Consider the following 10,157-nt stretch of genomic DNA (forward strand, 5'->3'; position numbering starts at 1 on the left):
AAGTCCGTTTTTGCTTCGCAAAACGTTCGGGAGGATGGGACATGTCGAATAAAGAAGGGGAGACGATCTTGCAGGTCAAAAACCTGCGAGTGAGCTACAAGCAAAACCAACATTCCATCAACATATTGGATAATCTGGCCTTCGATTTGAGAAAAGGCGAAATCCTCGCCCTGTTGGGAGAAAGCGGGTCGGGAAAATCGACGATTGCGAAGGCCGTCACGGGGCTGCTTCCCCCTTCTGCGCATATCGGCGGCGGAGCCTTGCATCTCGGCTCCGCCATGATCGCGGATCTATCCAGCAAGAGCATACAATGGGAGCGGATACGGGGAAGAGGGATCGCCATGCTCTTCCAGGATGCACAGCAAGCGCTTAACCCCGTTCTTTCCATAAAAGAGCATTTTAAAGAGAGTCTTCTTTTCCATCGCATGGCTTCAGCGGATGAAGTCGCGCCCATAAGCGCAAAATTGTTGAGCATGCTCAACTTTACGGATGCGCCAAACATCCTGGATCGTTATCCGTTTCAGCTCAGCGGCGGCATGTGTCAACGTATTTGTCTCGCCCTTGCATTATGTCTTAAGCCAGCGGTGCTTATTGCCGATGAACCCACTTCCGCGTTGGATACGGTGAGTCAAAAAGAAGTACTTGATTTATTGAAAAGGATGCAGGAGGAGCTTGGCTTGACCGTTCTTCTGATTACCCATGATATCGCCGTGGCGAATGCGATCAGCGACAGGGTGATCGTGTTGAATAGAGGGGTTATTGAAGAAGAAGGCGACACGGGGACCGTATTTGCGAAGCCCCGGGCTGCCTATACGCGACAATTGCTTTCTTCCCGCTCCCGCATCGCAAAGCCTTTGCGAGATCGCGAGCTGCAGCATCCCGACGAGCCTTTGCTAGAAATCGTTCAGCTGGAAAAGACGTTTCATCCGAAGAAGCGTGTTTTGCATCATGTCAATCTTACGTTGAACAAGAAAGAAATATTGGGCATTCTTGGGCAAAGCGGCTGCGGCAAATCGACCTTGGCCAAATGTATCACGGGCTTGGAGTCTCCGAGCGGAGGAGGCGTGATGTATCGAGGTACAGATATAAGCCGGCTGCAGGGCAAGCCAAAACGCGAGATTTGCAAGCAAATCCAGTTGGTCTTCCAGGATGCCAGAGCCAGTCTTAATCCAGGGCGTACGGCTTTGCAATTGGTGCAAGAGCCGCTTCAATACTTGCATATCGGTTGCAGGAAAGAACGGGAAGCGATGGCGAAGCTCTATCTCGACGAAGTGGGAATAACGGGCGAAGCGCAAACAAGGAGGCCCCCTCAGTTAAGCACGGGGCAATGCCAGCGTATTGCGATTGCAAGAGCGTTGGTGCTGAAGCCGGAAGTTCTGATTTGCGACGAAGCGGTATCCGCTTTGGATATGAAAGTACAAGCGCAAATATTGGCGCTGCTGCAACGTCTTCATAAGCAATTCGGATTTTCGATCCTTATGATTTCACACGACATCCGAGTTCTCCGATCCTTTTGTCACCATATCGCCGTGATGAACGACGGAAGCTTCAGTGAAGGGAAACGGGCAAGCGCGCGGCTCCATGAAAGCAATCAGCCGTATACCCAATTGCTGCTCAAATGTGCAGGCGATATGGAAGAAGGCCTTTATTAGGGAGGAATGATCGGACATGATCGTCACTATTTTGGAGACCATCGGCAATACGCCGCTCATCACGATCCCCAACAGCAATAAAGCGGATGAAGGTCAAGTGCTGCTTAAATATGAACGTTACAATCCCGGCGGAAGCATAAAGGATCGCGCCGCCATTTATCTGATCCATGAAGCCGAGCGCAGAGGATTGTTAAAGCCCGGAGGCACGATCATCGAATCTTCAAGCGGCAATTTCGGCATTTCCCTTGCCATGATCGGAGCGGCTAAAGGCTATCGAGTAATCGTGCTGGTCGATCCGAAAACGACCAATGCCAATCTGGCGCTCTTGAAAGGCTTCGGGGCCGAGGTGATCGTCGTAACGGAGCAAGATGACAGCGGCAGCTATCATAAAACAAGAATTTCACTTGCAAACAAGCTTGCGAGAGAGATCGAAAATAGTTATCGTCCCGACCAGTGCTTCAATCTGCTTAACAGTGAAGCGCACTACAAAAGCACGGCCCGTGAAATTATGGACAGCTGCCCTGGCGGCATGAAAGCATTTATTGCAGCGGTAAGTACCGGCGGACAATTGGGCGGTATTTCGAAGTATTTGAAAACATATGCGCCGGACGTTCAAATCATCGGCGTGGACGCCGTGGGCTCAGCCATATTTGGAGGCCATTCCGATTCTTATCGCATTCCCGGCATAGGACTTGGCTGGACACCGGTTAATTTGGACATGGAATTTGTTGATTGCGCCTATAAAATTGCCGATGAACAAGCATTTCTCACGGCTCGAGCGTTTGCCCGTCATGAAGGCGTACTTATGGGGCCTTCCAGCGGAGCATGCGCTCTGGTCGCGCTCAGAGTGGCGCAACAGCTTGCACCGGGGGATCGTGTCGTCTGCATGGTATCGGATGGGGGGGAGCGCTACATACAAACCTTATTCAATGACGAATGGATGGAGCAACAAGGCTTTGCGACCGCGGCCGATACAGAAACAATACGCACGATGGCCAGGCAACTGCAGCCATGGAGCATGCGGCCTTCCGATTGCTCCAATTATAGATCAGACCTATTGGATAGCTTGGAAGTTCCGGATTCAACATTGCGTATGAACTCGGAGGTGTTGAACCGGGAATATTACAATCAAGGGAGCTCCATTTACATAGACTGAACCTCATGGGAGAGAGGCCGGAGGTTTTTGATGGTCATAAACAAAGCCGTTTCGGCGCCTTTTTTGCGCTTATATGCACTTGCGTTATTATTCTTCAGCGCCAATTCGATCCTGAATGTCATCGTGCCCGTGCGGAGCGAAGCGTTGGGCGCGAGCAATAGCCACATCGGATTTATTATGGGCGCTTACATGTTCACCTGCATGTTTTTCCGGCCATGGGCCGGTCTGCTGATTCATAAGCACGGGCCTGTCGCCGTGCTACGCATTCTGCTGGTCGTGAATGGTCTGGCTCTTCTGTTGTATACCTTTACGGGATTGGAAGGGTATTTTGCCGCGCGTGTGATGCAGGGCATATGCACCGCTTTTTTTTCGATGGCGCTTCAGATCGGCATTATTGACGCGCTGCCGGAGGAGCAGCGTTCTCAAGGTTTGTCGCTTTATTCGCTGTTTACGTATATGCCGACGATAGTCGGCCCGCTGATTGCAATCGGGATATGGGACTGGGGAGGCATGAGCGGCTTTACGGTCGCCATGATTGTCATTGCGCTGGCGACGGGATTGTTTGGCTATAGCGTTCCGATGCACGCCGTCGGGCGGCAGGGAAGCTCATCCGAAGAACGGACGGGTATGCGGGGTGCACTGAGCCGGATCGCGAGCAGTCGTCCGTTACAGATTTGCAGCTTGCTGATGCTGATCGCATCCGTCGTGTTCGGAGCCGTGACGGCGTTCATCCCGTTGTATGCCCGGCAAATCCCGTATGGACATGCAGGACTGTATTTGATGATACAGGCTTCGGTTATCGTCGTCGCCCGGTTCTCGCTCGGCAAGCGCATTCCTTCCGATGGCAAATGGCACGCACGGTTTGTCGGAGCGATCTGTCTGCTTGGAGCTGTTGGCGCATTGCTGTTGTCGTTTTCGCAGGCATGGGGGCCGATCGTCTTTTATGCCGCGGCGGTACTGATCGGATTTGCCCAGGCGATGCTGTACCCGACGCTGGTCTCGTATTTGACGTTTGTTCTGCCGGGAGCTTCCCGCAACGTATGTATCGGCTTATTCATTGCAACGGCCGATCTCGGCGTTTCGATGGGCGGCATGGCCATGGGTCCGGTCGCCGATCGGTTCTCATATAGCACGATGTACGCGGTAAGCGCCGTATTGGCGGCTATTGCAGTATGTGTGGCGTTGCTGAATCGAACGTTGGAAGGCCGGAAGCAGCAAGCCGAATCCGGATGAAACAAGGAGGGATGCGCTTATGGATCAGGGCATGCAGTGCCGAATTTTTCCTGCGGATACAGGCAGGAGCGCGGAGATTAGAAGTTTTGTATTAGCGATGATGAGCGATTTATACCCGAGAGGTACCTATCATGAGAATCCGCACGACCTGGCTTTTTTCGAAGAAGTGTATATACGACCTGCAAATGCCGGTTTTTTCATAGCCGAAGGCGTAAACGGCCGTATCATCGGCACGGCAGCGGTGAGACCGTACGACAGGCGGTTTCCCGAAGTGGAAGCCGCAATCGGGGGCGGTCCGGTCTGCGAAATCGTCAAGTTTTATATGCACCCGGATAGTCGAAGAATGGGTGTCGGAAGTCGGCTTTACGAGGTAGCAGAACAGTTTGCGATAGAAGCGGGTTACAGGGAGAGTTATTTGCACACATCCTTGTTCTTGCCGGGAGGTTATCCATTCTGGCAATCCCGGGGCTATATCGAACGTTATTGGGAATCGGAGCGGATTGTGCACATGAGCAAGAGATGGGACGAATATGCTGGACGGGAACTAGTCGGACTATAGCGGCGAGACCATTCAACGAGACCATTCAATGCTCAGATGTTGATCACGCCTCCGAACCCGGTCGGGAATCGGCGGGGCGTTTTTTTCTACGCGAGAATGCTCCCCGCGAATACGAATCTATGGTTGATGCTGTCGCCAACGCATGCATCGCCGACGCGAACATCGCTCCGCTGCCGCACATGGCGGCGCCGGCTCCTTTACGACGGCGATAAACGCGTTGCCGACCATCGCGAGTACGGTCGATCGATTTCCTTTCTTCATAAGCTCTGGCAACGTTTCTCGTTCCGGGTCGGGGTCCATGTTTTCCTCCTAATCTAGTAAAAGTGTATGAAATACTGAAGGGGCCGTACGGTTCAACCGGGCCGCAGTTTCAGTACAAAAAAACGGGCATGCCGTTTCTCCCGGCATACCCGCTTCTCCTGTGCTGCTTAAGCCCACGCCAGGTCCTTCAGCAGCGCCTTCACATAAACAAGATCCGCCTGGGCGTACCATTCGCGGTCGCCGGCGCGCGGAGCTTCGATGCAGATCGGCCCGGCATAGCCGGCTTCCTTCAGCAGCTTCAGGTAAGCCCGGTGATTGATTTCGCCGTCCGCCAGTCCGGTAGGCAACCGTTTGCCGCCGCCGATGCCGACCGAGTTTTTCAGATGGACGTAATACAGCCGGTCTCCGAGCAGCCGGATGCTTTCCTTCAAGTCCGGCACTTTTTGGAAATAGACGGCGTTCCCGTAGTCGAGATTCGCGCCCACCGCCGGATGATCGACCGCGTCGACGAGCTTGCGGGCCGCCGCCGGCAAATCGTGAATGTAGTTCATGTGGCATTCGAAGGCGAGCTGGAAGCCGAGTTCGGCCGCCAAATCGCCAAGCGCCTTAAATCCGTCGGCCGCATACTGCCATTGTTCCTCGGTGGCGGCGAAGGAGCCGTGCTTGTCGTAGTCGGAGGCGACGACGTTCGGATCGGCGTTCAGCAGGCTGCCGGCAAATGTGTTGCACACCGTCAGCTGAAACCGCTCGGCGGCCAACCGGAAAAAGCGAGCCGTATTTTCGATCTCCGCTTCGCGGACCTTCTCGTCCGATGTGGTTAGGTTCGGTCCCGGGGAACCGAAAATGACCGTTTTGAGCCCGGAACGGGAAGCCCCCGACGCTATTTCATCAAGATAAGCCTCTGGCTCCTCGTTCACTCCGTTGCGCTTTCTGCGGAATTCGATTCCGTCGAAACCCCAATCGACCGCCTTTTGGCACATTTCCGCGATCATTTGGCCCTGTTCGCAATAATTGACGTGCATGATGATAGGTACTGCCATCGTCGAAATTTCTCCCTTCGGCTCGCACAATCAAGCTGTAAAATTTATCGAACCCGTTATGGTTTCGCCGGTCGGCCGGGAAATCCTTTTTGCTTGGCCGATTTTGTTCGGATCGGCGCCGGGCGTCATCCGGACTGTGGCTCGGCGAGCGTGACAAGAGTATGTGACGATTGGTTACCGCACGGTGCTGTCGGCCAAAGTGCTGGTCGGCTGGCCGTTGTTCGTTCCGCTGACAATATGCGGGTATTGTGCCCCTTTCCGAAGCGCGGAAACGTTGCCGGAAGGGGGCTTGTGATGCGTCGCGGCTTGAACCGGTTCGGGACTGCCCGGGTATACGTCCCGAATTCCTTCGAGGAAGTTTCAAAAAAGCATCCAATTGCGCTTCCTTTTGTGGAGCAGGCTTTGGCTTAGATGTTTTGCTTACGAAGCGCGGAGTGAGCGCTACAATATGCAGAATGCTGAAATCGCTTACATTTCTGCAAGGGGAGTGCCAAAGGAATCAAGGTTTGTCGAAGTGATACGGATTTTGGGCAGATCATCAAAAAACATAACTACTTCCCGGAATGTTATGTAGAAGCGGCAGGACGATTTTATTAGCATGAAATAAAGATTTACTTTGCTAATGGCAAAAAAAATCGGGATACGAGGTGACTGTCATGGCTGATCGCACAGATCCGAAAAACCGGATAAACAGACGGCACATACTCAAGATTGGGGCCGCGGGCACGGTTTCGGTCGCGGCGACTCTTTTAGGCGGAGGAGTAGGATACGGCTTGGGGAATGGAGCCAAACCAGTGACGACTTTGGGAGAATGCGAATGCGAATGCGAATGGGAGGAGGATATCGTTCAGTTGCAGGAAAAGATCGGCGATTTGACGGAATTGGGGGCTGTGCCGAGAAATCTGGCGAAGACCCTTTCCGAACGTTCGTTGAATGTTAAAGATTTCGGGGCGATAGGCAATGCAACGACCGGGGATCAAGCCGTGATTCAGCAGGCGCTTGATTTTGCAAGGGACCATTCGATCGAGCATGTCGTATTCCCGAGCGGCGTTTACTATGTCGATGCAGGTTCGACGAGCGACGGCAGCTCTGGCGGTATCGAGCTGCACGATAACGTAACGATACACATGCAAGCGGATACAGTGATCCAAGGGCTGGCTTCCAATGCGACTCATTCGAATATTTTCAGAGCAAAGAACAAAAAAAATATAAAGATTTTGGGCGGCATCATAAAAGGCGACCGCATGACGCATCTGGGAACGACAGGGGAGTGGGGGCACGGCATCAATATTTTGGGCTGCGAGCATGTAACGATTGCCGGTACTTGCATCATGGACTGCTGGGGGGACGGTATCTATCTCGGCAGCGATCCGTTAACCAATGCTCCCGCCAAACAGGTGAGACTGATCCAAGTGAAGTGCAGCAACAATAGAAGACAAGGCTTAAGTGTGACTTCCATAGACGGTCTGTATGCGGAATATTGCACGTTCAGCGAGTCGAACGGAACTTCTCCGCAATGCGGCGTGGATTTGGAGCCCAATACGAAGTTCGGGATGCTGAAGCATGTCGTCTTTATGAATTGTCGGGCGGATAACAACGAGCTGGTAGGGTTTCTGGTTCAATTATCGCGGCTGGATGCCACCAGCGAACGGGTCGACATTCAATTCGTCAACTGCAGGACGAGCGGCAATAAATACGGCTACTGCATTCAATATTGCAACGATCATGTAAAAGGATCAGTGAAGTTTGTAGACTGTACGGCAACGAACGAGTTGTGGAATGGCTTTCTTGAAACGTCCTGTTCGTCTCTGGGAGTTGAAACCGTTTACAGGGGCTGCGCGGCCTATGCTTGCAATACCGAAAACAATACGGCGAATACAGGGGCTTTCGGCGCGTCGTTTTTCATCAGGGAGGATTCGAGACAGCCGCGGACTACGATCGGAAATGCGATCTATGAGGCATGTTTATCCGTGGAAGATCGAAGCACCCCGATCATCCGAAGAGGGTTTGCCATCTCGACGGCCTATGCGGCAATCCCCCGCCATGTCAAATACGTGAACTGCGAATCGCTTGGGGAAAGCATTTCGATGTTTGAGATAATCCCGACGGCCGAGAACATCGTCGCGAAACACGATGTATGGAAGGAGATCGATTCTACCGCCAACACGACGGTAAAAACGCGACATCTTGGCTTCACGCATACGAACCGGGGGTCGTCCGGCGAGATCCGGCTAACCCTGCCTCCGGCAAAAGAAAATTATACGTTTCAATTCAGAGTGGAGCAGGGGCATTACTTTAACATCGCTCCGCATAGCGGCGGTCAAATATTGGGTTTAACCGCTGCGGCGGATACAGAATTACGGTCTCAAGCGATAGGAGCGTCGTTGGCTTTGAGGGGCAGAACGGACGGGAATTGGGAGGTAACCCGCATAGTCGGGGTGTGGGAAGAAGTGTGACGTTTGATATGACGTCAACCTGGCATCACGGTTTTCCTAATAAACAGGGGGTCTATCCATGATTACTATGAAACGTTGGAAGTTGTCCGCTGCTTTGATTTTTGCGGCAGCAATGGCGGGCTGCTCGGGGAAAGAAGCACAGCCATCCGCGGAAATACATACAGAACCGGTGACGCTCCATCTTTATGCGGCGAGCAACTCGGTTATGCTCGTAGAACAGATTCGCGAGGCGGTCGCCAAAAAATTTCCTCATATCCAATTGAAAACGACCGTTGACGGCGGGGAAGTCAAAATTGAAAATACGATCAGTGCCGGTCAGGTACCCGACCTCATTTCATACTCGCTGGGTGGCGTAACGAAGCTGAAAGATTTACAGCTCGTGTCGGATATGACACCGCTTCTTCAAAAACATGGTTTCGACTTGACGCGATTGGCCGATGGCGTGGAACAAAATGTGCGGTCATTTTCGGATTTTGACGGGCGATTCATTTTAATGCCGTATGAGCTGAACAACAATGCCTTGTTTTATAACAAGACGATTTTTGACAAATTCGGTGTCGCTTATCCGAAGGACGGCATGACATGGGAAGGACTGCTCGATGTTGCCAGACAAGTAACGCGAATGGACGGCGGCGTGCAGTACAAAGGGTTCCGTTTCGAAGAGACGAATATGGTTTTCAAAAACCAGCTGGGCTTGCCTTACGTCGACCCGAAAACATGGAAAGCGGCGGTGAATACGGAGGGGTGGAAGCATTGGCTGGAGACGATGACCGCCTTTTTTGCAATCCCGGGCAATGCCTTGAACGGGCAAGTTTCGGAGAAGGACGAATTCGTCAAGGAGCAGACCCTGGCGATGCGTACGGGGCCGAATTATATGAGCGAGCTGCCGGCCGTGGCCGCAAAGGGAGGATTCGACTGGGACGTCGTGTCGCTTCCCCGCTTCAAGGGATTCGAGAACAAAGGATCGCAGTTCAACGCACCGTACTTTGCCATCCCGCCAACGAGCAAATACAAGGATCAAGCGTTTCAAGTGATCGACTATATATTGAGCGACGAGATGCAGACGATGATGTCCAGAATCGGTCGCTTGCCCATCATCAAGAGCGAGAAGGCCGTCAGCGAGTTTGGAGCGGGGGTCGAAGGCTTGCGCGGAAAAAATGTGCAGGCGTTTTTCAAGGATACGATCGATAGCCCCGTGCCTGCAACGCAGTATGATACCATTGTCAAAACATCGCTGGTCCGAAAAGGAACGCGAGGCATTGCGGTTGACCGGAAAGATGTCAATACGGCTTTGCGGGAAATCGAAGAAGAGGTCAACAAGCAGATCGAGGCGGAAAAGGCGAAGTAGTCGTTAACGGTTGCAGCGGGCAGCATGAATCGTTATACACAGGGCGGACGGTCTTTGCGAAGAACTTTAAACGCGACAAATCATTACAATTGAAAGATAATATTCTTTGTGCTATCATAAAACCCATCATAAATTGCGATGAAGAGAAAAAATACAAGGGTTCTTATGTCCAGAGAGCAAAGGAAACGCTGAAACCTTTGCCATAATCCCTTTGTATGAGGTCGTCTCGGAGCATTTGATCGAAAGTCGAGTCAAGCATGGGTTCGATGAGTAGGCTCAAACGGAATGGCACACGTTAACGTGCCGTAGGCAAGGGAAGCCTTGCCTCATGAGGCCGGAATCGCAAGATTCTTGGCAAATCAGGGTGGTACCGCGAAATGTTCCCCTTTCGTCCCTTCAGGCTCGGCAGTTGTTTTCTGCCGCCTGAGGATGAGAGGGGTTATTTATATTTA

7 protein-coding genes and 1 other annotated feature are annotated in these 10,157 nt (G+C 52.5%); of the genes, 6 read left to right on the forward strand and 1 reads right to left on the reverse strand.

The window, feature by feature from the left end; genetic code table 11:
- The first annotated feature begins 41 nt into the window (after positions 1-41).
- The 4 genes from FE784_RS30525 (at position 42) to FE784_RS30540 (ending at position 4,600) form a co-directional block, all read left to right on the forward strand.
- On the forward strand, positions 42-1,652 hold the full coding sequence (locus FE784_RS30525) for an ABC transporter ATP-binding protein (RefSeq protein ID WP_139606048.1): 1,611 nt from the start codon (positions 42-44) through the stop codon (positions 1,650-1,652).
- A 16-nt stretch (positions 1,653-1,668) separates the two neighbouring features.
- Positions 1,669-2,808, forward strand: coding sequence for a cysteine synthase family protein (locus FE784_RS30530; protein ID WP_139606049.1), 1,140 nt, complete (start codon positions 1,669-1,671; stop codon positions 2,806-2,808).
- Between the two features lie 30 nt (positions 2,809-2,838).
- Positions 2,839-4,041 (forward strand): staphylopine family metallophore export MFS transporter CntE, encoded by a 1,203-nt coding sequence (gene cntE / locus FE784_RS30535; protein ID WP_425465577.1) that lies wholly within the window; start codon positions 2,839-2,841, stop codon positions 4,039-4,041.
- Positions 4,042-4,138: 97 nt separating this feature from the next.
- A complete protein-coding gene (locus FE784_RS30540; RefSeq protein ID WP_176706641.1) occupies positions 4,139-4,600 on the forward strand; it encodes a GNAT family N-acetyltransferase in 462 nt (153 codons plus the stop codon).
- Between the two features lie 428 nt (positions 4,601-5,028).
- Here the strand turns inward: FE784_RS30540 and FE784_RS30545 are convergent, their stop codons facing one another.
- Complete coding sequence (locus FE784_RS30545; protein WP_139606051.1) at positions 5,029-5,901, reverse strand: sugar phosphate isomerase/epimerase family protein; 873 nt, start codon at positions 5,899-5,901, stop codon at positions 5,029-5,031.
- A gap of 656 nt (positions 5,902-6,557) precedes the next feature.
- Between FE784_RS30545 and FE784_RS30550 the strand changes: the two genes are divergently transcribed.
- On the forward strand, positions 6,558-8,357 hold the full coding sequence (locus tag FE784_RS30550; RefSeq protein WP_139606052.1) for a right-handed parallel beta-helix repeat-containing protein: 1,800 nt from the start codon (positions 6,558-6,560) through the stop codon (positions 8,355-8,357).
- 58 nt (positions 8,358-8,415) lie between these two features.
- Positions 8,416-9,705: an ABC transporter substrate-binding protein gene (locus FE784_RS30555; RefSeq protein WP_139606053.1), complete on the forward strand. Its 1,290-nt coding sequence runs from the start codon at positions 8,416-8,418 to the stop codon at positions 9,703-9,705.
- Between the two features lie 129 nt (positions 9,706-9,834).
- Positions 9,835-10,104, forward strand: a binding site (T-box leader).
- Positions 10,105-10,157 lie beyond the last annotated feature (53 nt).

The organism is Paenibacillus hemerocallicola (assembly GCF_006265175.1).
GTDB lineage: Bacteria > Bacillota > Bacilli > Paenibacillales > NBRC-103111 > Paenibacillus_AB > Paenibacillus_AB hemerocallicola.